Genomic DNA, 20,585 nt, shown 5'->3' on the forward strand with positions numbered 1-20,585 from the left:
CATGACCATCACCGAGACCCCCGCCACCTCGACCGGCGGCTACATGGGCTTCGTCGGCGTGAGCACCGGCTCATCGTCGATCATGCAGGTCTTCCCGCGCTGGGCCGAGGTCCTGGGCCTGCCGACGACGGAGCTCGTCGGCCACGACCTGCCCATGGACGCGACGCCCGCGCAGTACCGCGCGATGGTCGAGCAGATCCGCGACGACCCGCACCACCGCGGCGCCCTGGTGACGACGCACAAGATGAACGTGTTCGCCGCCGCATCCGACCTGTTCGACGAGCTCGACCCGTTCGCGGTGTCGTGCTCGGAGATCTCGAGCATCTCGAAGCGCGGGGAGCGTCTGATCGGCCGCGCGAAAGACCCTCTCACGGTCGACCTGGCGCTGAACGACTTCCTGCCGACCGACCACTTCGCGCGCACCGGAGCGGAGGTCGTCATCCTCGGCGCCGGCGGCTCGGGCACCGCGCTCAGCTGGGCGCTCGCGGAGCGCGAGGACGCCCCCGCGAAGATCACCGTGACGGCCCGCAACGACGACAAGCTCGAGCACCTGCGCGAGGTGCACCGGCAGCACGGCACCCGCGAGGGGCTGATCTCGTATGTGCGCACCGACACGGTCGAGGACGCGGCCGCGATCGTGGCCGCGGCACCCGCGGGCTCGCTGATCGTGAACGCCACCGGCCTCGGCAAAGACCGCCCCGGCTCGCCCCTGCCCGACGACGTCGTGTTCCCCGTGGATGCCTGGGTGTGGGAGTTCAACTACCGCGGATCGCTGGAGTTCCTGCACCAGGCCCGCGCGCAGGAGGCCGCGCGCGACCTGCACGTGGTCGACGGGTGGCGATACTTCATCCACGGCTGGTCGCAGGTCGTCGCCGACGTGTTCGAGCTCGACCTGACGCCGGAGACCGTCGAGCGCCTCGCCGAGGCGGCGGAGTCGGCCCGGCGATGATCCGCACCGTCCTCGGCGACGTCGAGCCCGCGGATCTGGGAGCGACGAACTACCACGAGCACCTCTTCCAGGTCTCGCCGCTGCTGCCGGGCGACGAGCTCGACGACGAGAAGCGCTCGGGCGCCGAGGCGGCACTGCTGCGCGACAGCGGTTTCGCGGCCATGGTCGACGCGACCCCGTACGGTCTGGGCCGCGACCCGGAGGCTCTGGCACGCATCAGCGCGTCGACCGGGCTGCGCGTCGTCGCGACGACGGGACGCCACCGCGAGGCGCACTACGCCGCCGATCACCCGACGCGCGACAAGGATGCCGAGGCGCTGGCACGGCGGTTCGTGCGCGAGATCGCCGAGGGGATGCCGCGGAACGACGCCGACCCCGAAGGCCCACCGGCCCTCGCCCCGGGCGGAGCCCCCGCACGCGCGGGCCTGCTGAAGGGCGGCGTCGACTACTGGCGCATCAGCGGCTTCGAGCACACGACGCTCCTCGCCCTCGCCGCAGCCCATCGGGCGACCGACGCGCCGATCATGGTGCACCTGGAGTTCTGCACGGCCGCGCACGAGGTGCTCGATCTGCTCGGCGCCGAGGGCGTGGCATCCGATCGCGTCGTCCTCGCGCACGCCGACCGCGATCCGGACGCGGGTCTGCACGTCTCCCTCGCCGAGCGCGGCGCCTACCTCGGATACGACGGGTTCGCGCGTCCACGCACGCGGTCGGACGCCGAGCTGCTCGCTCTCACGGAGGCCGTGGTCGCCCGCGGCGCCGGTGACCGCGTCGTGCTGGGCGGCGATGTCGCCCGCGCGACCCGGTACATCGCCTACGGCGGGATGCCCGGCCTCGCCTACCTCGGCGAGCGCTACGTGCCGCGCCTGAGGGCGGCGCTCGGCGACGACGCCGTCGATCGGATGCTGGTCGCCAACCCCGCCCGCCTCCTCACCCTCCCCGGCCGTTGAGCCCGCGGACCACGGTCGTTGAGCGAGCGGAGCGAGACGAAACGCGCCACGCCCCGCAGCATCCTCGCCCCGCAGCATCCTCACCCCGTTTCGTCTCGGTCACTCCGCCCCCTGGCTCAACGACCGAGGTGTGAACCCCCTCACCGAAGGAGCCCGTCATGACCGAACCGACCATCCTCCACGCGACGTTCACCGCCCGCCCGGGCGAGGGCGACCGCGTCGCCGCCCTGCTCGCCGACTTCGCCGAGGGCGTGCGTGCCGAGGAGGGCAACGTCGTGTTCGACGCGACGCGCCTCGTCGACGACCCCGACTGCTTCTTCGTGTACGAGGTCTACCGCGACGAGGCCGCGTTCCAGGCGCATCTCGCCTCCCCCGCGGGCGGTCCGTTCAACGAGGCGCTGCAGCAGCTCATCGTGGAGCCGTCGTCGCAGCTCACGTTCCTGCGCCGCGTCTGACGGCATCCCGTCCGCAGTCTCAGCGAATAGGCCGCTTCATCCTGAGCAATCGCAATCTCCCGCGGCTCCGCTTAGCGTCGATTTCTCCGACGCCGCCGGAGCAGGGATGCCGACACTCCCGCCGCTGTCGCAAGGATCACCAATACACCCATCACTAACGACGTCGTCAGGTCCGAGAAGACGCCTTGTTGACGCCCCCACAGGAGTCCCGCGACCAGGAGCAGAAACACACCCACCGAGATCCATCGAGCCACGTTTATCACCTCGAAATCGCTCGCCTTTTTCATTGCCCGTAACATCCGGTGATGACCCGGGCCCACTGACGAAGGCGGACGCCACTGCCCTTCTTGCTACATCCCAGCAGCTGCGCCTGGTTGTTCCATGCCCATGTTGCGTCCTTCACCACGCCATATTTCGCGATCAACGACTTGACCTTGCACGAATCGATCTGAATGTCCTCAACGGTGACCCCGGTCGAATAAGTCGAATGTCACTAGCGTGCGGGCGTTGTTTCCCTTGCAGGGCGCCGCCTGAGCGAGTTCAGGGACTGCGACACCGAAGCCCAGCGCTAGGGCAATCGCCGCGATCCCAGCCACGATTTTTCGTCTCATCCAGTTCTCCTTCGTTTGAGTGACTCGTCGATCGCTGCGAGCATCACGGCGATCGAGTCACAGTCGATGTGTTCGTTCTCTTCGGCCGACTCCTCAACACCCACACTGGACGACCTGCCCGCCATCTCTCGACGAAGAAGATCGCTGTATCTTGGGATTCCGAAGTAGAGCACGTCCCGAATGACGCAATCATCAGCGCCGCCTCTGACCGGCGTCACGGCCCCCGCCACTATCCGCGATCCATCGGCGGAGCTTGGGCGTGTCGGCGCCGAGCCACCCCGGTCGCACCGAGCCACCCCTCTGCAGACAGTGCGCAGAGGGGTGGCTCGTACGTAAGGGGGTGGCTCGGCGAACGGAGGGCGCAACGAAAGAGCCCCTCACCCGAAGGCGAGGGGCTCATCCGTTCTCAGAGGATCACTCGTACAGGACCGCGGCGATCTTCGAGTCTTCGAGGTTCGTGCTGTCGTACCAGTACGACCCCGTGTCGTAGAACTTCTCGACCGACTTGCCGTTGGCGGCGTCGTACGCCGCCTGCACGACCTGCGCGCCGATGCCGATCGGGTCCTGCGTGATGGCGCCGGCCATCGTGCCGTCCTTGATCGCGTTGATCTGCGCGGCGCCGGAGTCGAAGCCGACGATCGTGATCTTGCCCTTCTCGAGGCCCAGCTCGTTCACGGCGTTGACGACGCCGATCGCCGACCCCTCGTTGGTGCCGTAGATGCCCTTGAGGTCGGGGTGCGCCGCGATGAGCGTCTTCGCGATGTCGGCCGACTTCAGGTGGTCGCCGTCACCGTACTGGATGTCGACGATCTCGATGTCGGGGTAGTCCGCCTCGATCTTCTCGACGAAGCCGTCGCGACGCTCGACACCGGTCGAGTTGATCTGCGAGTGGCCGACGATCGCGACCTGACCCTCTCCGCCGATCAGTTCGGCCATGTGCTCGGCGGCGAGCGCACCGGCGACCTTGCTGTCGGTGGCGGCGAGGCTCAGGCCCACGTCGCCGTTGCAGGGGGCGTCAAAGTAGACGACCGGGATGTCCTTCGACTTGGCCTGCTCGAGCGGGGCGACGCACGCCTCGGGGTCGAGCGCGGCGTACGCGATGGCGTCCGGGTTCTTGTCGATCGCACTGGTCAGCATCTCGAGCTGCTGCGCGATCTCGGTCTCGGCCGCGGGGCCCTCGAACGTGATGCGCACGCCCAGCTCCTCGGCCTTCTCCTCGGCGCCCTGCTTGACGGCCTGCCAGAACTGGTGCTGGAAGCCCTTCGACACCATGGCGATGTACATCTCGCCGTCGCCGCTGCCTCCGTCGCCGCTGCCTTCTTCGATGACGTCACCGCCGCCGCCGGCACAGCCGGCGAACACGAGGGCGGATGCGGCCACGAGTGCCGCGAATGCGGTCTTCTTGCCGAATTTCATGAAAACTCCATTGTTCGTGGTGGGTACTGCTGTGGTGGGTACTTCGGGTGGTGCTGCTCGGTGGTGCTGTGCGGGATGGGTCAGGTGCGCTGGCGGTTGCGCAGCGAGTCGAGGAACACGGCGACCAGCACGACGATGCCGACGACGATGTTCTGCCACTCGGACTGGATCGACAGGATCCGCAGACCGTTGACGAGCACGCTCATGATGAGCGCGCCGATCACGGTGCCGAGGATCGAGCCGCGTCCGCCGAGCAGCGACGTGCCGCCGATGATGACGGCCGCGATCGCCTGCAGTTCGTAGCCCATGCCGATCTGCGGCTGCGCCGAGTCGAGGCGAGCGGCGATCACGATGCCCGCGACGCCGGTGAACGCGCCGGCGAACATGTAGATGAGGATCGTCCAGCGTCGCGTGTTGACGCCCGAGAGCCGGGTGGCCTCCTCGTTCGAGCCGATCGCGAAGGTGTACCGGCCGAGCAGTGTCTTCGACAGCACGAGCCAGGCGACGATCGCGAGCGCGGCCGTGATGAGCACGGCGTTCGGGATGCCGGGGATGATGACGCCGAGCGCGATCTTCTTGAAGTCGGGGGCCGACGTCGAGAAGTAGATCGGCGCGACGTTCGAGATCACGAGGGCGAGACCGCCGGCGATCATCATCATCGCGAGCGTCGCGATGAACGGGGGCAGGCGGAGGAACGTGATGTTGACGCCGTTCACGAGGCCCATCAGGACTCCCGTGAGCACGCCGCCGATCACGCCGATCCAGACGGGCAGGCCCATGTTGGTCACGATCACGCCCGTCATCACGGCGCACAGCGCCATGCCGGTGCCGATCGACAGGTCGATGCCGCCGGTGATGATCACGAAGGTCGTGCCGAGTGCCAGGATGCCGATGACGGCCGTCGAGAGCAGCACGGTCGCGATGTTGCTGAACGTGAAGAAGTTCGGGCTGGCGATCGAGAAGAACAGCACCAGCACGATGAGCGTGCCGAAGGCCAGCGACTGCTGGACCTGGCGCTTGAGGAAGCCGACGACGTCGCGCTTGTCGGTGTTCTCGTCGAGAGCCGTCTGGATGATCGTCGTCGTGGACGATCCGTTCTGCGGAGCGCTCATCAGTCTTCCTCTCCGTGGGCTGCGAGTTGCATGATCTTCTCCTGGCTGGCGTCCTCGTTGCGGAGCGTGCCGGTGATGCGTCCGTTCGCGAAGACCGCGATGCGGTTCGCGACGCGGAGGATCTCCGGCAGCTCCGACGAGATGACGATGATGGACTTGCCCTGATCAGCGAGCTGCTGCATCAGGCGGTAGATCTCCTCCTTGGCTCCGACGTCGATGCCTCGGGTCGGCTCGTCGAAGATGAGGATGTCGCAGTCGCGCATCAGCCACCGGGCGATGACGACCTTCTGCTGGTTGCCTCCCGAGAGGAGTTTGACGACCTGGTTCACCGAGGGCGTCTTCACGCGCAGCTGCTGCACGTAGTCCTTGGTGCGGTTCTTGGCCTTGCCGTCGCCCATCCATCCGATCGCGTTGGCGTACGAGCCGAGCGAGGCGAGCACCGTGTTGAACGTCACGTCCTGCTCGAGCATGAGGCCCAGCAGCTTGCGGTCCTCCGAGAGGTACCCGACCCCGTGCTTGACGGCATCCGCGGGCTGGGCGATCCGCACGGATCGCCCGCCGATCGTGACGACGCCGCCGTCGCTGTGGTCGGCCCCGATGATCGCGCGAGCTGTCTCGGTGCGACCGGCGCCCATGAGCCCCGCGAATCCGAGGATCTCACCCTTGTGCAGCTGGAACGAGACGTCCTTCAGCAGCGCCTTGGTCGACAGGCCCTGCACGTCGAGCACGACCGGGTCGTTCAGGTGATCGCGCGCCTGAGGACGCGTTCCCTCGTCGATCACGCGACCGACCATCATCTCGATGATCTTCGGGATGCTGATCTCCGACTTCTCCAGTGATCCGATGTATGCGCCGTCTCGGAGCACCGTGACCCGGTCGGCGAGGCGCCGCAGCTCGTCCATGCGGTGCGAGATGTAGACGATGCCGGTGCCCGCCGCCTTGAGCTGCTCGATGAGCACGAACAGGGTCTCGACCTCGGAGTCGGTGAGCGCCGAGGTCGGCTCGTCCATGATGAGCACCTTGGCGTTGAACGAGAGCGCCTTCGCGATCTCGACCATCTGCTGCTCGGCGACCGTGAGCTCGCCGACCTTCTGCCGCGGGTCGAGGCGGATGTTCAGCCGCTGCAGCAGCTCGGCCGTCTGCACGTTGAGCTTGCGCTCCGACAGGAACGGACCGGCGGTGGGCTCGCGCCCCACGAAGATGTTCTGCGCCACGGTGAGGTCGGGCATCAGGTTGAGTTCCTGATGGATGATCGTCACGCCGAGCTGCTGCGCCTGCAGCGGGCTGGTCAGCTCGACCTCCTCACCCTCGAACGTGATGGTGCCCTCGTCCTTGGTGTAGATCCCGGAGAGGATCTTCATGAGCGTCGACTTGCCTGCGCCGTTCTCGCCCACGAGAACCAGCACTTCTCCGGCATGCACCTCGAGGTGCACGCCCTTAAGAGCCTGCACGCCGGGGAATCCCTTGCTGATCCCGTCCACTCGGAGGATGGGGTCGCTCATGCGCTCACCTGCTTCCTTGAAGGTAGTTTCCTCTGCTCCGGACGAACCGGAAACATCGGATCAATTCTGCGGCCTGCGATGCCTGCACCGCAAGTTGTATCTAAATGTATCTACTCGATCCCGGAAAAGGAAGACCTGTAATAACAAGTCGGTCACAGGTTGCCGGACCCGGGCGGCCAGTTTAGGTGAAACCGATTTCAGGTCAACCCTCACCGGCGGGCGTGGTCAGTGCAGGCGGATGCTGTCGACCGCGACGAGCTTGTCGCGGATGAAGGCGTTCGCGTGCGCCCCCAGCTCGACGTTGTCGGTCCACAGATTGCGCCAGATGCCCAGCATCCGACTCAGGTCCGGCGCCACGACCGCAGACGAGAACGACTCGAACACGATCGGGCCGTCGAAGCCCACGCGCCCCAACGCCTTGAAGAACGTGTCGAAGTCGACCGAACCGGTGCCGAGGTACCCGCGGTGGCTCTCCCCGATGTGCACGTAGCGCAGCGACGGCGCCGCATCCAGCACGGGGGCGAACATGTCCGACTCCTCGATGTTCATGTGGTACGTGTCGAGATGGATGCCGAGGTTCGGTCGATCCACCGCGGCGAGGTAGTCGATCGCCTGTCGCGCGGTGTTCAGGACGTTCGTCTCGTAGCGGTTCACGACCTCGAGCGCGACGTCGACTCCGCGGTCGGCGGCATGGTCGGCCACGCGCGCGATCGTGCGGCGGCTGGTCTCGAGCCCCTCCGGGGTCACCGGCTCCATGTACTTCTTCATGGCGCTGTAGATCACGCCGCAGAAGTGACGGCCGCCGAGATCGGCGAGCACGTCGACGGCGCGGAGCAGCAGGTCCTCACCGGCCTGGACGATCGCCGGATCCGCACTCGTGATATCGGTCGCCTCGGAGAGCCCGAGCGAGGCGCTGACCGCGAGCTCGTGCTCGGCGAGCGCCTCCCTGGCAGCGGCGACGTCGAACGAGAACGGGTCCATCAGCGGGAACTCGATCAGGTCGAAGCCGGCCTGCTTGGTCTTCTCGACGGACAGGCGGATGCCGTCGGCGTCGAAGCGTCCGGTCCATACCAGCCCGTGGCATCCGATGTTCATGGCACCTCTCGGAGGCGGGTGTGCGGCACCGTCGCCTCCGTCGAGTTGGCACGTGCCAACCCGACGCGCGAGCCACGTTACGTGCGCGATGGCGACACTGTCAAGGATTTTCTTGGCACGTGCCAAGTCGCGCGCTGCCCCGCGGGAATCCTGCACTACTCTGGTGTCGCATCGTGTCAGCAGAGGAGCTCCATGCCCGCCAGCGTCAAAGACGTCGCCGCCCTCGCCGGGGTGTCCTCGTCGACGGTGTCGAACTACCTGAACCACCCGCACGTGCTCGGCGCGGCGAGTGCCGAGCGGGTGCGCGCGGCGATCGCCGAGCTCGGCTACGTGCCCAACGAGTCCGCACGGCAGCTTCGTGCGGGATCCAGCACGACGCTCGCGCTCGTCCTCCTCGACGCCTGGATCCCGTACTTCCAGGAGCTCTCCCGCGGGGTCGAGGACGTCGCCCGCGAAGAGGGCTGGTCGCTCTTCTTCAGCAACAGCAACCGCGACGACGACATCGAACGCGGCAACATCGACATGTTCGAGGCCCACCGCGTGCAGGGCATCGTGATCTATCCCCTGGGCGACGTCGTGCCGCGACTCGAACAGCTCGCCGACCGCGGCATCCGCTCGGTCGTGATCGGGCCGATCCGCGATTCCGCGAAGGTCGGATCGGTGCTCTTCGACGATCGAGGCGGCGGACGTCTCGCAGGCGAGCACCTGCTCGCGCTCGGACGCCGCCGCATCCGCTTCCTCGGCGCTCCGTCGGTCAGCCAGTCGAACGACCGGCTGGCAGGACTCCGCGATGCGGTCGAGGGGTCGGTGGCAACGGTCGAGGTCGACGAGGTCGCGCATCTGATCACGGAGGACGGCCTGGAGGCCGGCGCTCGCATCGTCGCGCTCCCTGCCTCTGAACGACCCGATGCCGTGTTCGCCGCGAACGACCTGGTGGCGATCGGCGTGCTGACGCAACTCGTGCGCCACGGCATCCGCGTGCCCGAGGACATCGCGCTCGTCGGGTTCGACGACGTCGCGCAGGCACACCAGTCGATCGTGCCGCTGACCACGGTGCGGCAGCCGGGCTACGAGATCGGACGCGCGGCCGGCGCCGCCCTCCTGCGTCAGCTCGCGGATCCCGACGCGCCCCTCCCGGCGCCGACGCCGTTCGCCGCCGAGCTCGTCGTGCGCGAGTCGACCATCGGACGCTGACCTCCGCTCGTTCTCTCCTTCACAACTCCGGAGAAGCGGGTGCGAAGGCGGGTCTGCGCACGCTGCACCCCGAAATCCGGCCGGTTCTCCGGAGTTATGAACGGGGCACCGGCGACAGCGACAGCCACGAGCGGCCGCCTCAGGCCGGAATCAGCCCCTCCGCCGCGAGCTCCTGCCACAGCGCGACCGGTATCTCCCGCGCCGCATGCTCCGCGTTCTGCCGCAGCTGCTCCGGACGACTGCCGCCCACCACGACCGAGCGCACCACGTCGGACTGCAACGGGTACTGGATCGCCGCCGCCGGCAGCGGCGCACCGTGCGCCGCGCACACGGCAGCGATGCGCACGAGCCGGTCCCACAGCTCGTCGGGCAGCTGGCCGTACTCGTAGCGACCGTCACGGCGCGGCTCGTCGGCGGCGAGCAGCCCGGAATTGAAGACGGATGCCGCGACGATGCCTGTTCCGCGTTCGCGACAGGCCGGGAGCACGTCCGCCGCCGCCGGCTGTTCCAGCAGGGTGTACCGTCCGGCGACCATGACCAGATCGAGGTCCGCTCCGCGCACGGCCGCCGCGAGAGCATCCGAGACCATCGATCCGATGCCGACCGCTGCCACCTCTCCGTCGGCGCGCAGCTGCTCGAGCGCCGGCAGGGCCTCGGCGAGCGCGAGATCGAGGTCGTGCCGCTCCGGGTCGTGCAGGTAGAGCAGGTCGATGCGCTCGATGCCCAGCCGCTCGCGCGACTCGTCGAGGCTCACCCGGATGCCGTCGGCCGAGAAGTCCCACACCCGCTGCAGGTCGTCGGGCACGTGGAAGTCGTTCGCGGTGTCGAGACCGCCCGCATGATGGGGGTTCGGGCGAAGGAGCCGCCCGACCTTGGTCGACAGCACGTACTCCTCGCGGGGCTTGGTCTGCAAGAACGCCCCCAGGCGCCGCTCCGAGAGCCCGAGCCCGTAGTGCGGAGCCGTGTCGTAGAAGCGGATGCCGCTCTCCCACGCCGCATCGAGCACGGCCCACGCCTCGTCGTCGGTCAGCGCACGGAAGAGGTTGCCGACGTTCGCGGCGCCGTAGCCGAGGGTCGGGACGGCGAGTCGTGGGACGGCACCGGTGCTCACCGCGGGGGCCGACACGCCAGATCCCGTCGCCTTCGCCCCGTTTCGTCCGACATGTGGCGTGTCGGCCCCCGAAGTGTCAGCGTCAGGCGACGACATGCGCGCCCGTCCACGCGTAGGTCGCGATGCTGTCGTCCTTCATCTGCATGCCGGCACCGGGCGCGGTCGGCGCCGTGTACGAACCGCCGCGGATGTCGGTCGGCACGGTGAAGTGCTCGTGCAGGTGATCCACGAACTCGATCATGCGTCCTTCCCTCGTGCCCGTCACGGCGACGAAGTCGAACATCGACAGGTGCTGCACGGCCTCGCAGAGTCCCACGCCGCCCGCGTGCGGGCACACCGGCACGCCGAACTTCGCGGCGAGCAGCAGGTTGGCGATGTTCTCGTTCACCCCGGCGACGCGCACCGCATCGATCTGCATGACCGAGATGGCCTCGGCCTGCAGCAGCTGCTTGAAGATGACCCGGTTCTGGGCGTGCTCGCCCGTCGCGACCCGGATCGGCGCGACGCCGCGGGCGATCTCGGCGTGACCGAGCACGTCGTCGGGGCTGGTGGGCTCCTCGATCCAGGCGGGGTGGAACTCGGCGAGCGCGTTCACCCACGCGATGGCCTCCGACACCTCCCAGCGCTGGTTCGCGTCGATCGCGATGGGGAAGTCCGGTCCGCACACCTCACGCGCCTTGCGGAAGCGGCGGATGTCGTCGTCGAGGTCGGCACCCACCTTGAGCTTGATCTGCGTGAAACCGTCGACCATGGCCTCACGGGCGAGGCGTTCGAGCTTCTCGTCGGAGTAGCCGAGCCATCCGGGGCTCGTCGTGTACGCGGGGTATCCGGTGGCGAGCAGCTCGCGCTCGCGCTCCTCGCGCCCCGGCACCGCAGCGCGCAGGATCCCGAGCGCCTCCTCGCGGGTGAGCGCATTGGTGAGGTAGCGGAAGTCGACGAGATCGACGATCTCCTCCGGCGTCATGCGGCCGAGCAGCTGCCAGAGCGGGAGCCCCGCGCGCTTGGCCTTGATGTCCCACAGGGCGTTGATCACGGCGCCGATCGCCATGTGCATGACGCCCTTCTCGGGGCCGAGCCAGCGCAGCTGCGAGTCGCCGATGATGTCGCGGAACGTGCCGCCCATGTCATCGAGCAGCGGCTCGATCTCGCGCCCGACCAGGTGTCCGGCGAGCGCGTCGATCGCCGCGACCTGCACGTCGTTGCCGCGTCCGATCGTGAACACGAACGCGTGCCCGTCGATGCCGTCAGCGGCGTCGGTGCGCACGACCACGTAGGCGGCCGAGTAGTCGGGGTCGGGGTTCATGGCATCCGACCCGTCGAGGCTCAGCGACGTGGGGAAGCGGATGTCGGTCGTGTCGAGGGCGACGATGCGGCTCACGGGTTCCTCTCGGGCACGGACGGGATTCGTGCCGATCTCTTGGAGTGTAAACATCCGATGTCTATACTGTCAACGAGACGGACGGCCCCGCCGTGCCCGTCACGCCCGACGACCCGACTGAGCAGGAGAGACATGAAGTTCGCACGCCTGGGCGATCTCGGAGCCGAGATCCCCGTCCTCGTCGAGGGCGACGTCCACTTCGATCTGCGCCCCGTGACATCCGATGTCGACGGCGATTTCCTCGCGAGCGACGTCCGCGCCCGCGTCGAGGCCGCCCGCGCCGCCGGCGATCTCGCGCCTCTCGACGGCGCCGCCGATCTGCGCATCGGCGCCCCCATCGTGCGTCCGAGCGCGGTCATCTGCATCGGCCAGAACTACGCGGCGCACGCCCGCGAGTCCGGCGCCGAGCCGCCCACCGTGCCGATCATGTTCCTCAAGACGCCGAACACGGTCGTCGGCCCCGACGACGCCGTCACGATCCCGCGCGGCAGCGAGAAGACCGACTGGGAGGTCGAGCTCGGCATCGTGATCGGCGCCCGCGCGGCCTACCTCGACTCTCCCGAGGATGCCGAGGCGCACATCGCGGGCTACGTGGTCGCGAACGACGTGTCGGAGCGCGCGTTCCAGATGGAGGTCTCGGGCGGCCAGTGGTCGAAGGGCAAGATCGCGCCCGGCTTCAACCCGACCGGCCCGTGGCTCGTCACGCCCGATGAGGTCGACGTCGACGCTCTGCGCCTGCGCAGCTGGGTCAACGGCGAGCCCCGCCAGGACTCGAACACGAACGACATGATCTTCGACGTGCGCGTGATCGTGCACCACCTGTCGCAGTACGTCACTCTCGAGCCGGGCGATCTCATCCTCACCGGGACTCCGCAGGGCGTCGCGTTCGGCGGGAAGTTCCCCTACCTGAAGGCCGACGACGTCGTCGACATCGAGATCGAGGGCCTCGGGCATCAGCGTCAGGAGTTCGTGGCGTGGGAGGCGCAGAAGTGACCGGCACGCTCGACGGCCTCGTCGCGATCGTCACGGGCGGGGCATCGGGCCTCGGCGCCGCGATCGCCGCACGGCTCCACGCCGACGGCGCGCAGATCGCCGTGCTCGACCGCGACATCTCGGGAGCGGATGCCGCGTTCGCGGCGTTCACGGCCGATGTGTCCGACCGCGCCTCGGTCGACGCCGCGGTCGCCGCGGTCGCCGAGCGCTTCGGGCGCATCGACATCCTGGTGAACAACGCCGGGATCGGCGCGCAGGGCGACATCACCGCGAACGACGACGACGAGTGGGCGCGCGTGCTCTCTATCAACGTCACGGGCATCGCCCGCGTCACCGCTGCGGCCCTGCCCTGGCTGCGGAGGTCGCCGAGTGCGGCGGTGTGCAACACGGCATCCATCGCCTCGACCACCGGCCTGCCGCAGCGCGCGCTGTACAGCGCGTCCAAGGGCGCCGTCGCGGCACTCACCCGCGCGATGGCGACCGATCACCTGCGCGAGGGGATCCGTGTGAACGCGGTCAACCCGGGCACGGCCGACACCCCGTGGGTGGGGAGACTGCTCGACACGGCGACGGATCCGGATGCCGAGCGCGCAGCCCTCGAGGCCCGCCAGCCGCACGGCCGACTCGTCGCCCCCGACGAGGTCGCCGCCGCGGTCGCGTACCTCGTGAGCCCGGCCGCCGGATCGACGACCGGCACGTTCCTCGAGGTCGACGGCGGCATGGCGCGGCTGCGCCCCCGCCCCGTCGGCAGCTGACCCCGCCCGATCCGCGGACCCGGTCCCGATCCCGCGTGACTCAGCCCCGGAGCCACCCGAGGATGCCGCGGCGTGGCCGCTGCGGAGCATCCACCGGCCGTCGCTCGCCGATCCGGTAGAACTCCGACGCGTTGCGCCACAGGATCGCGTCGACGTCGTGCCCCCGCGCCTCGGCCCACGCGATCACGGCCTCGGCCCAGCGCTCGCGCGCGTGCGGCTGATACGCCGCCGAGCCGTCGTCGGGGGCGTGCGGGTCGTCGGGTTCCGCGGGCCCGATGACCGAGACGGGCCAATCGCTCCCCCACATCAACCGATGCGGGCCGAACGCGTCGGCGGCCGCGTCGAGGAACGGCTCGATCTGCGCGCGCGACCAGTTTCCGCCGGCCTCGGCGGGAAGGCCCGAGAGCTTGCAGACGGCGAGCGGATGCCGGGCGAGGTCGTCGAGGTCCCGCACCCACTCCGGGGTGGGGGCGAGCGGGGCCGGGGCTGTTCCGACGGCGGGCTTGCCGAGGTGGTCGAGCACGATGCGCAGTTCGGGCACGGCGGCGGCCAACCGCGAGATCTCGGGCAGCTGCCCGGCGTGGATGCAGGCGTCGAACGCCCATCCGCGGGCGGCGACCTCGCGGGCGCCGGTCACGAAGGCGGCTGACCCGGCCACCCCGTCGGAGCCCTGCAGGTTGTGGCGCACCCCCACGACCAGCGGTTCGGTCTCGAGGCCTTCGAGGTGCGCGACGGTGTCGGTGCCGCGGTCGAGCCGCACACCCGCGACGATGCCGACGACGCCGAGCGCCGGGGCCAGGCCCGCGACCCATCGCACCTCGTCGAGATAATCGCCCTCCACGGTCTCGGCCTGCACGAACACGGCGTCCTCGCGCGTCGCCTGCGGGAGGCGGGAGTGCTCGATCTCGGTGTCGGCGAACCGCCATGCGAGCGGCCCCTCGAGCCAGGTGTACTGCAGGATCTCGGGGTCCCACAGGTGCAGGTGCGAATCCAGTACGCGCATGACGTCCATCCTGCCTCAGACATCCGATCAATCGCTAGGATGACGCCATGGCTGTCACTGACGAGGCGATCGAGAAGATCAAGGCGATGATCGTGTCGGGCGAGCTCGCGCCCGGCGACCGACTGCCTCCCGAGAAGGAGCTGTCCGAGCGACTCGGCCTCTCGCGCAACTCGATGCGGGAGGCCGTCAAGGCCCTCGAGGTCATCCGCGTACTCGACGTCCGCCGCGGCGACGGCACCTACGTCACGAGTCTCGAGCCGCACCTGCTGCTGGAGGCGATCTCGTTCGTCGTCGACATGCACGACGACGACTCGATGCTCGAGATCTTCGCGGTGCGCCGGATGCTGGAGTCCCAGGCCACCGGTCTCGCGGCCACGCTCGGCACCCCCGAGGATCTCGCCCGCCTGGAGCAGGAGGTCTCCTCGGTCGATGCCGACGTCAGCATCGAGGAGCTCGTCGAGCACGACATCCGATTCCACCGCGACATCGTCGCGATGTCGGGCAACGCCTACCTCGCGAGCCTCATCGAGCACCTCAGCAGCCAGACCGTCCGGGCGCGCGTCTGGCGCGGGCTCACCGAGGCCGGAGCCGTCGAGCGCACGCTGTCGGAGCACCGGGCGATCGCGGATGCCGTCGCGCAGCACGATCCGCTCCTCGCGACCTCGCTCGCCACGGCGCACATCGCGGGCGTCGAGCGGTGGCTGCGTCAGGCGGCGTCCGCCTGAGACCCCGCGTCAGCTCTCCGACGGACGTCAGGCGCCGAGTCGCACCATGGCCGCGTCGAACTCGGCGGCCGAGCTGTCGCTGACCTCGTGGAACAGCACGGCGTCGAGCACGTCGGGCGCCGCGGTGAAGTACGGCACCCCGGCGAGGCGCAGTCCCGTGATGTCGTCGGGCGATCGCAGGCTCGCGGCGAGCACGTTCGAGCCGCTGCCCGCGCACATCTCCTGCATCTCGGCGATCACGGCGTCGCCGTCGATGCCGGCATCGCGCATCCGCCCCAGGTAGGGGGCGATGTACTGCGCGCCGATGTTCGCGCACGCGAGCGCCTGCGCGACCGAGTAGACGGCCGTCACGAGCACGGTCGCACCGTCGCGCACGAGAGCGGATGCCGCGGCGAAACCCTCTCGCGTCGCCGGCACCTTGACCGCGACGAGGTCGCCGAGCGCGCGGATGCCCTCCGCGTTGCGCAGGAACGACGCGGTGTCGCCGCCCCAGGTCTGGAAGAAGATCTCGCGGGCGCCCTCGCTCGCCCAGCGGGCGTAGAGGTCGGGGATCTCGGCGGCGGTGCGTCCGCCGCGTTCGAGGATCGTCGGATTGGTCGTGACGCCGTGCACGACCCCGGTCGCGAGAGCCGATGACACCCGCTCGAGATCGGCGCTGTCGACGTAGAGGCGGGGGGACGACGCGGTCATTGTTCTCCTCGGGCGCAACCTGTCGTTACAGGTTCGGATTCGGCTAATGTAATGACAGCCGCGGAGGATTGTCAAAGCCCGCGGATCGACGACGATCAGGAGCGCCATGACCCCCGCCGCCTCGGCCGACCGCACCGGTGTGGTGATCGTCGGAAGCGTGACCGCCGACGTCACCACGTTCTCGACCCGCCTGCCCGCGCGAGGCGAGACGATCCTCGGCGACGAGTTCACGCTCATGCTCGGCGGCAAGGGCGCGAACCAGGCGGTCGCCGCCGGACGCTCCGGAGCACGCACGAGCTTCGTCGGATGCGTGGGCGACGACCTGTTCCACGACCTGGTGGTCGACGGCCTGAGCGAGGCCGGGGTCGACCTCACTCACCTGCGCACGGTTCCCGGCCCCACGGGCATCGCGCACATCCGCGTCGACGCGTCTGCCCAGAACGACATCGTCATGGTGCCGCTCGCGAACGCCGCGCTGAGCGCCGAGCAGATCGACGATGCCCTCGCCGCCCTCGCCGCGACCACGTCGGTGCTGCTCACCCAGCTCGAGACCCCGTCGGCGCTCACCGCGCACATCACGGCGCGCGGACGCGAGCACGGCATGACCGTCATCCTCGATCCGGCTCCCGCGGCATCCCTGCCCGACGAGGTGTGGTCGAGCATCGACATCGTGACCCCGAACGAGACCGAGGCGACGCTCATCAGCGGCGTCGAGGTCACGGATGCCGCGTCGGCCGAGCGCGCCGGGCGCTGGTTCCTCGACCGCGGCGTCGGCGCGGCCGTCATCACGCTCGCGGGCCAGGGGTCGTGCGTCGTCACGGCCGAGGGCGCCACCGTCATCCCGCCGTTCCCGGTCGAGGCCGTCGACACGACAGCCGCCGGCGACGCCTACGCAGGCTACCTCGGCGCCGCGCTCGCGACCGGCAGCTCGCTGGCCGACGCCGTGCGCCTCGCGACCGCGGCCGGAGCCCTGGCCGTCACGAAGCAGGGGGCGTCGCCGAGCCTGCCGATGCGCGCCGAGGTCGACGCGTTCCTGTCCGCCCGCGAGGCCGTCGTCTGACGGTCAGCGCACGCCGCCGTACGAGGAGTCCCATGCGTAAGACCGCCACGACCATCAATCCCGCACTCTCGCGGGTCATCAGCGAGACCGGCCACACCGACCTGATCGTGGTGACCGATGCCGGGCTGCCCATTCCGCCCGGGTCGGAGCGCATCGACCTGGCCTACCGGCCGGGGGCACCCGCGTTCTTCGACGTGCTCGACACGGTGCTCGCCGAGCTCGTGGTCGAGGGCGCGACCGTGTCGGCCGAGGTCGCCGAGAAGAGCCCCGAGGTGCTGGAGGCGCTGCGCGAGCGATTCGCCGACCAGGACTTCGAGATCGAGCTCGTGCCGCACGTCGACTTCAAGAAGCTCACCCATGGCGCGCGCGCCTTCGTGCGCTCGGGCGAGTTCACCCCCTACGCGAACGTGATCCTGCACGCCGGAGTGGCGTACTGACATGGAGGACTCGATCGACCGGCACTCCGCGGCGCCGATGTACGACCAGCTGCGGCAGTTGATCATCGAGGGCATCACCCGCGACGGTCTGCAGCCGGGAGATCCCCTGCCGGGCGAGCATCGGCTCTGCGAGCGGTACGGCATCTCGCGCACGGTCGTGCGCCAGGCGCTCGCGCAGCTCGAGCACGAGGGCCTGGTCGAGCGCGTCAAGGGCAAGGGCACGTTCGTCTCGCGGCCCCGCACGGCGGAGAGCCTGGTGCACACGCTCGTCGGCCTGTACGACGACGTCGAGCGCCGCGGCGGCCACGTGCACAGCGACGTGCTGCGGCACGAGCAGGCGCTGGCCGACGACGAGATCGCTGCGGCACTCGAGGTCGCGCCCGGAACCCCCGTGGTCGTGCTGGAGCGACTGCGGCATGTCGACGGCGAGCCCTGGTCGCTCTCCACGACGTGGATGCCGGAGGCCGTCGGCGGCGTCACACTCGGCGTCGACCTGTCGGAGGCGTCGCTGTACCGGGTGCTCGCCGAGAACGGCATCGTCGCGACGAGCGGCGTGCGCTCCGCCGAGGCGACGGTCGCGACCCACGAGCAGGCCCAGCACCTCGGCGTGAGCGCGGGGTCGGCCCTGCTGCGGCTGCGCAGCGTGAGTCGCGGTGCCGACGGCATCCCGATCGAGTACTTCGTGGCGCACCACCGCGGCGACCGCTCGCGCTTCGAGTTCCAGCTGCAGCAGGAGCAGTCGCAGGCGTCGCTGCTGCACATCGACGACGACGGCTCGGCGTCGAGGGCGGGCACCGTCAGCTGATCACCGTCGGGCGCTGACTGATGCCCCGCGTCAGCCGCGGCCGACGGTTCGGCTCTCGGATTCGGCGCGGCGGCGCACACGCGTCAGCGTCGCGTAGACCACGAGTCGCAGAGCGCACACCGCGGCGCCGGCCATGGGCAGCCACGCGCTCGCTCTACCCTCGGCCAACCCGACCGTGGCGAACGCGCCGAGCGCGACCGTGGCGATGCCCCACGCTCCGAACCAGAGCAGCGGATGCCGGCGAGCCCACGCATCCTCACGCGCAGGGACCATGCCGACATCCCGGCGGAACTCTTCGGCGGTCTGCTGTCGGAATCCTCGCGGCTCGATGATCTCGACGCCAGGGACGCGCTCCCGCCCATCCAGCAGGTCGAGGACCGAGCGGTCGACACCCAGGAGATCGACGAGCTCGCCCAGGGATCCTTCGGTCGGCTCGCGTCGGACGAGGGCGCGAAGCAGCGAGGCACGGCCGTCGGTGACACCGGCTGCCTTGATCCAGGCATCCACGTCGTCGTCCTGGGCGATGGCGTCGTCGATGGCTGCACGCAACGACACCCCGGTCTCCAGATGCTGGCCCGGCCTGCTCGGATCGATCTGCACCCAGGGAGACCGCCACATGATCTGCCGAACCGTGAACCCTGTGAGGATCGCGGCTCCGGATTCGGATCCGGAGCGCCAGACGACGAGCGCGCGGGGCGCCAGCCAGACGCTCTCGGCGAAGGCCCGGTCGAGATCGGCGGGGTCCTGCGGCGACAGCACCGTCCGGCGGCTCCCTCCGATGAGAGCGAGGAGTGTCATGCGATGCTTCGCCGCCAGGAGCGCTGTCGTGTCCCGTGAGTCCCTCGTGGTCCACGCGATCGCGTCGACGTGGCGGACGCCGACGAGGGAGTCGATGTCGTCATCGCCGTTCAGGAGGAAGCCGTTGAGAGTGCTCCCCCGGCCGAAGGTCTGCGCGAACCGCTCCGCGAGCTCTGCCCTGTCGACCGGGTCCCAGCCGATGACGGGGTGATAGCCCTGGCGCACGGCGCACACATCGCCGCCGCCGCTCACCGGGACGATCGCGAAGGTCCCGTCGCCGTCGAACCGACTGTGTCTCACCGCACCGGGGATGCGCAGTTCCTCGAGGATCGCAACGAGCTCGGCGACGCGATCGACGTCGGAGGGAGGAAGAGCGAGGACGGCCCACTCCTCCGGCTCGACGACGGATTCGGTGGACACCTCAGCAGTGTAGGGGTCGCGGAGGGCGGCTGCGGCTCGTCCACAGCCTCGGTACGCTCGATGCATGAGCGACTGGACCAGCACCGCGATCGCCCTGCTGGAAGCCGACGCGAACCGCAGCGCCGACACGCACCTGCACCTGTTCCCGCTGCCGGCCGAGTGGGGCATCGACCTGTACCTGAAAGACGAGTCGGTGCATCCGACCGGCTCGCTCAAGCACCGCCTCGCGCGCTCGCTGCTGCTTTACGGGCTCGTGAACGGCCGCATCCATGAGGACACGACGCTCGTGGAGTCGTCGAGCGGCTCGACCGCCGTATCGGAGGCGTACTTCGCGCGGATGCTCGGACTGCCGTTCATCACGGTCGTGCCGCGGTCGACGAGCCAGGAGAAGATCGACCTCATCGAGTTCTACGGCGGCACCTGCCATTTCGTGGAGCGCGCGGAGGACATGTCGCCCGAGGCCCGGCGCCTCGCAAGCGACTGCCACGGCCACTACCTCGACCAGTTCACGTTCGCGGAGCGCGCGACCGATTGGCGGGGCAACAACAACATCGCCGAGAGCGTGTTCAGCCAGCTGTCGCAGGAGCGGCATCCGATCCCCCGGTGGATCGTGGTGGGCGCCGGCACCGGCGGCACGAGCGCGACGTTCGGCCGCTACGTGAAGTACCGCCGCCACGACACGCAGATCGCGGTCGTCGACCCCGAGGGGTCCGCGTTCTACGACGGCTGGGCCGGCACCGTCGATGCCCCGGCCGGACGCCCGAGCCGCATCGAGGGCATCGGCCGCCCGCAGGTCGAACCGTCGTTCGTGCCGACCGTGATCGACGAGATGATCAAGGTGCCCGATGCCGGGTCGATCGCCGCCATCCGGATGCTGCGCGAGCGCACCCTGCACCTGGCCGGCGGCTCGACAGGAACGAACCTCTACGGCGCCTTCCAGCTCATCGCCCGCATGCGCGCGGCCGGCGAGACCGGCAGCGTCGTGACCCTCATCTGCGACAGCGGCATCCGCTACGCCGGCACCTACTACTCCGACGAGTGGGTCGCCGCGCAGGGCTGGGACCTCGCGCCTCACCGTGCGCGGCTCGACCGTTTCCTGGAGACCGGCGACTGGGTCGACTGACGG

The 20,585-nt window shown here is 69.4% G+C and carries 20 protein-coding genes; 11 read left to right on the forward strand and 9 right to left on the reverse strand.

The genetic code is table 11. From position 1 onward, the window contains the following. Window position 1 precedes the first annotated feature (1 nt). The 3 genes from ACIPYT_RS02470 to ACIPYT_RS02480 all read left to right on the forward strand — a co-directional run bounded on the left by ACIPYT_RS02470 (window position 2) and on the right by ACIPYT_RS02480 (window position 2,354). Window positions 2-949 carry a shikimate dehydrogenase family protein gene (locus ACIPYT_RS02470; RefSeq protein ID WP_401070320.1) on the forward strand — a complete coding sequence of 316 codons (948 nt, stop codon included), beginning with the start codon at window positions 2-4 and terminating at the stop codon, window positions 947-949. Next, on the forward strand, window positions 946-1,899 hold the full coding sequence (locus tag ACIPYT_RS02475; protein ID WP_401070322.1) for a phosphotriesterase: 954 nt from the start codon (window positions 946-948) through the stop codon (window positions 1,897-1,899). Before ACIPYT_RS02470 ends, ACIPYT_RS02475 begins: the two co-directional genes overlap by 4 nt. Window positions 1,900-2,057: 158 nt before the next feature. Next, window positions 2,058-2,354 carry a putative quinol monooxygenase gene (locus ACIPYT_RS02480; protein WP_401070324.1) on the forward strand — a complete coding sequence of 99 codons (297 nt, stop codon included), beginning with the start codon at window positions 2,058-2,060 and terminating at the stop codon, window positions 2,352-2,354. Between the two features lie 1,025 nt (window positions 2,355-3,379). On the opposite strand, the gene ACIPYT_RS02485 is transcribed toward ACIPYT_RS02480, so the two are convergent. The 4 genes from ACIPYT_RS02485 to ACIPYT_RS02500 form a co-directional block, all read right to left on the reverse strand. Continuing rightward, on the reverse strand, window positions 3,380-4,381 hold the full coding sequence (locus ACIPYT_RS02485) for an ABC transporter substrate-binding protein (protein WP_401070326.1): 1,002 nt from the start codon (window positions 4,379-4,381) through the stop codon (window positions 3,380-3,382). An 80-nt stretch (window positions 4,382-4,461) separates the two neighbouring features. After that, complete coding sequence (locus tag ACIPYT_RS02490; protein WP_401070328.1) at window positions 4,462-5,493, reverse strand: ABC transporter permease; 1,032 nt, start codon at window positions 5,491-5,493, stop codon at window positions 4,462-4,464. Further along, window positions 5,493-6,995, reverse strand: coding sequence for a sugar ABC transporter ATP-binding protein (locus ACIPYT_RS02495; RefSeq protein WP_401070329.1), 1,503 nt, complete (start codon window positions 6,993-6,995; stop codon window positions 5,493-5,495). The genes ACIPYT_RS02490 and ACIPYT_RS02495 overlap by 1 nt, the downstream gene beginning before the upstream one ends. 225 nt (window positions 6,996-7,220) lie before the next feature. Next, window positions 7,221-8,090, reverse strand: a complete 870-nt coding sequence (locus ACIPYT_RS02500) for a sugar phosphate isomerase/epimerase family protein (protein WP_401070331.1) — start codon at window positions 8,088-8,090, stop codon at window positions 7,221-7,223. 192 nt (window positions 8,091-8,282) lie between these two features. On the opposite strand from ACIPYT_RS02500, the gene ACIPYT_RS02505 reads away from it, so the two are divergent. Continuing rightward, the gene (locus ACIPYT_RS02505) at window positions 8,283-9,284 is read left to right on the forward strand and encodes a LacI family DNA-binding transcriptional regulator (RefSeq protein WP_401070333.1); all 1,002 of its coding nucleotides are present in this window, start codon (window positions 8,283-8,285) and stop codon (window positions 9,282-9,284) included. 139 nt (window positions 9,285-9,423) lie between these two features. Here ACIPYT_RS02505 and ACIPYT_RS02510 read toward each other — a convergent pair whose 3' ends face one another. Beyond that, a complete protein-coding gene (locus tag ACIPYT_RS02510; protein ID WP_401070335.1) occupies window positions 9,424-10,410 on the reverse strand; it encodes an aldo/keto reductase in 987 nt (328 codons plus the stop codon). Between the two features lie 67 nt (window positions 10,411-10,477). Continuing rightward, window positions 10,478-11,773: an enolase C-terminal domain-like protein gene (locus ACIPYT_RS02515; RefSeq protein ID WP_401074721.1), complete on the reverse strand. Its 1,296-nt coding sequence runs from the start codon at window positions 11,771-11,773 to the stop codon at window positions 10,478-10,480. Between the two features lie 132 nt (window positions 11,774-11,905). On the opposite strand from ACIPYT_RS02515, the gene ACIPYT_RS02520 reads away from it, so the two are divergent. Together ACIPYT_RS02520 and ACIPYT_RS02525 are read left to right on the forward strand one after the other, a co-directional pair. Then, window positions 11,906-12,766, forward strand: coding sequence for a fumarylacetoacetate hydrolase family protein (locus tag ACIPYT_RS02520; RefSeq protein ID WP_401070337.1), 861 nt, complete (start codon window positions 11,906-11,908; stop codon window positions 12,764-12,766). Beyond that, window positions 12,763-13,521, forward strand: coding sequence for an SDR family NAD(P)-dependent oxidoreductase (locus tag ACIPYT_RS02525; RefSeq protein WP_401070339.1), 759 nt, complete (start codon window positions 12,763-12,765; stop codon window positions 13,519-13,521). The genes ACIPYT_RS02520 and ACIPYT_RS02525 overlap by 4 nt, the downstream gene beginning before the upstream one ends. A 40-nt stretch (window positions 13,522-13,561) precedes the next feature. Here ACIPYT_RS02525 and ACIPYT_RS02530 read toward each other — a convergent pair whose 3' ends face one another. Then, window positions 13,562-14,524, reverse strand: coding sequence for an amidohydrolase family protein (locus ACIPYT_RS02530; RefSeq protein WP_401070341.1), 963 nt, complete (start codon window positions 14,522-14,524; stop codon window positions 13,562-13,564). A 47-nt stretch (window positions 14,525-14,571) separates the two neighbouring features. Between ACIPYT_RS02530 and ACIPYT_RS02535 the strand changes: the two genes are divergently transcribed. Continuing rightward, a complete protein-coding gene (locus tag ACIPYT_RS02535) occupies window positions 14,572-15,249 on the forward strand; it encodes a FadR/GntR family transcriptional regulator (protein WP_401070343.1) in 678 nt (225 codons plus the stop codon). Between the two features lie 27 nt (window positions 15,250-15,276). Here ACIPYT_RS02535 and ACIPYT_RS02540 read toward each other — a convergent pair whose 3' ends face one another. After that, window positions 15,277-15,939, reverse strand: a complete 663-nt coding sequence (locus ACIPYT_RS02540; RefSeq protein ID WP_401070345.1) for a transaldolase family protein — start codon at window positions 15,937-15,939, stop codon at window positions 15,277-15,279. A gap of 106 nt (window positions 15,940-16,045) precedes the next feature. On the opposite strand from ACIPYT_RS02540, the gene ACIPYT_RS02545 reads away from it, so the two are divergent. The 3 genes from ACIPYT_RS02545 to ACIPYT_RS02555 are packed head-to-tail and all read left to right on the forward strand — an operon-like array spanning window position 16,046 to window position 18,241. Further along, window positions 16,046-16,999 carry a ribokinase gene (locus ACIPYT_RS02545; protein ID WP_401070347.1) on the forward strand — a complete coding sequence of 318 codons (954 nt, stop codon included), beginning with the start codon at window positions 16,046-16,048 and terminating at the stop codon, window positions 16,997-16,999. A 32-nt stretch (window positions 17,000-17,031) separates the two neighbouring features. Next, the gene (gene rbsD, locus ACIPYT_RS02550; RefSeq protein WP_401070349.1) at window positions 17,032-17,436 is read left to right on the forward strand and encodes a D-ribose pyranase; all 405 of its coding nucleotides are present in this window, start codon (window positions 17,032-17,034) and stop codon (window positions 17,434-17,436) included. A 1-nt stretch (window position 17,437) separates the two neighbouring features. Next, the gene (locus tag ACIPYT_RS02555; RefSeq protein ID WP_401070351.1) at window positions 17,438-18,241 is read left to right on the forward strand and encodes a GntR family transcriptional regulator; all 804 of its coding nucleotides are present in this window, start codon (window positions 17,438-17,440) and stop codon (window positions 18,239-18,241) included. Between the two features lie 30 nt (window positions 18,242-18,271). Here ACIPYT_RS02555 and ACIPYT_RS02560 read toward each other — a convergent pair whose 3' ends face one another. Further along, entirely contained in the window at window positions 18,272-19,459 is a 1,188-nt protein-coding gene (locus ACIPYT_RS02560) for a hypothetical protein (protein WP_401070353.1), read from the reverse strand. A 64-nt stretch (window positions 19,460-19,523) separates the two neighbouring features. On the opposite strand from ACIPYT_RS02560, the gene ACIPYT_RS02565 reads away from it, so the two are divergent. Beyond that, a complete protein-coding gene (locus ACIPYT_RS02565; RefSeq protein WP_401070354.1) occupies window positions 19,524-20,582 on the forward strand; it encodes a PLP-dependent cysteine synthase family protein in 1,059 nt (352 codons plus the stop codon). Window positions 20,583-20,585 lie beyond the last annotated feature (3 nt).

Origin of the sequence: Microbacterium sp. NPDC089695, from assembly GCF_044749085.1 — a bacterium.
Classification (GTDB): domain Bacteria; phylum Actinomycetota; class Actinomycetes; order Actinomycetales; family Microbacteriaceae; genus Microbacterium.